Here is a 1,514-nt window from a genome sequence, read left to right as displayed (position 1 = left end):
GAAAAAGCCGGGTCAGGGCAGGCTGCTGGGGGCTCAGGTGCAGATCAGAAATGAACCAGATCGGTCCGTCTTCAAAATCCACATCCAGATAGGGCATGTCAGGCCGTAGCGATACGCTCGCCCTTTTCAATGGTGACGGTTTCCTTGGGCACATCCTGGTGCATACCTTTATTGCCGGTAGGCACTTTGGCGATTTCGTCCACCACTTCCATGCCGCTGACTACCTTTGCAAAGACCGCATAGCCCCAACCGGTACCCGAAGCGGCTTTGAAGTTGAGGAAATCATTGTCGGTCAGATTGATGAAAAACTGGGCTGTGGCTGAATGGGGATCGTTGGTGCGGGCCATGGACAGAGTCCCGCGCAGGTTCTTCAAACCGTTTTCCGCCTCATTCTGGATGGGCGCATGGGTTTTTTTCTGCTGCATATCTGCCGTAAAACCGCCGCCCTGAACCATAAAACCGGGAATGACCCGATGAAAAATGGTTTCATCAAAAAAACCTTCATCAACATAGCTCAAAAAGTTTTCGACCGTGTTGGGGGCCTTTTCGGCATCCAGTTCGATGACAATATCGCCCTTGTTGCTATGCAGTACGACTTGTGGATTGGTCATGAAGACTCCTCGGAATTGCAGGGATCCACCCTGTTCAGAATAAATTCACCACTGGGTCAGCGGCAGCGAGTGGGAAGAGTAAAGCGTCAGCCTAGCTTTTGTCGATAGGCGCAAGCATCCTGACGCAGGGTATTCATGGATTCTCCGGGTCAGAACGGGTCACTTCACAGTGAATGCGGCCTCTAGCTAAAGTAGCTACCAGTTGTTCACCGGGATGGGTGCTCTGACTGTCGAAAATAACTCTTCCGGATGGATCCCGTATTACCGCAAAGCCTCTTTGCAATACTGCCAGAGGATCCAGAAATCGCAGTGCAGCGGTGGATTGCTGCTGGCGAAGGCCCGCTCGCTGCAAAATATCGAGCATGACGGTTCCCAGATTTTTCTGGCTTTCGCGCAGTTGCTTTTCCAGAATCTGCAGACGTTGTCCTGGATCCTGGCGCGCTCGTCGCTCCTGGAGATAGGCGAGTTGCTGCGCTCGCGATGACAGCTGCAAGGTCATGGCTCGAGACAGGTTCTCACGAGCGAGTTGCAGGCGTCGTTGGGCCGCATCCAAACCTTCTCCAGGATGGCGCAAGCGCATCCGCAAAAAATCGAGGCGCTGGGATTCATCCTGCAGCTTTCTGAACATGAGTTTTTCAATCTGATGATGTTGAGTCTGAACTTTGGGAAGCCACTCGCTCCGATCAGGACTGACCGCTTCTGCAGCGGCGGTGGGAGTGGCCGCTCGTAGATCACTGGCAAAGTCCGCAATGGTAAAGTCAATTTCGTGACCAATTCCGGTGACTACCGGAATGCGCGAGGCACGGATGGCACGGGCCACCATTTCTTCATTGAAACACCAGAGATCTTCCGTGCTGCCACCACCACGGGCAAGAATCAGCACATCTTCGGTGCTGCGCGCAT

At 53.5% G+C, this 1,514-nt stretch carries 2 protein-coding genes; both read right to left on the bottom strand.

Annotated elements, in window-relative coordinates; all coding sequences use genetic code 11:
- Window positions 1-98 precede the first annotated feature (98 nt).
- On the bottom strand, window positions 99-611 hold the full coding sequence (locus AC2VLY_RS06930) for a peptidylprolyl isomerase (protein WP_486921993.1): 513 nt from the start codon (window positions 609-611) through the stop codon (window positions 99-101).
- A 133-nt stretch (window positions 612-744) separates the two neighbouring features.
- The coding region (locus AC2VLY_RS06925; protein WP_486921992.1) for an exodeoxyribonuclease VII large subunit at window positions 745-1,514 on the bottom strand (770 nt) is incomplete at its 5' end.

It is taken from the genome of Acidithiobacillus sp. TH-A36 (assembly GCF_057473445.1).
Note: the sequence above shows the minus strand (reverse complement) of the source record. Positions and strands in the feature narration are given on the sequence as shown.

What these genes read in the sequence shown, in the direction of transcription:
- AC2VLY_RS06930 (WP_486921993.1), bottom strand. Translation starts at nt 611, where the DNA reads ATGACCAATCCACAAGTCGTACTGCATAGCAACAAGGGCGATATTGTC.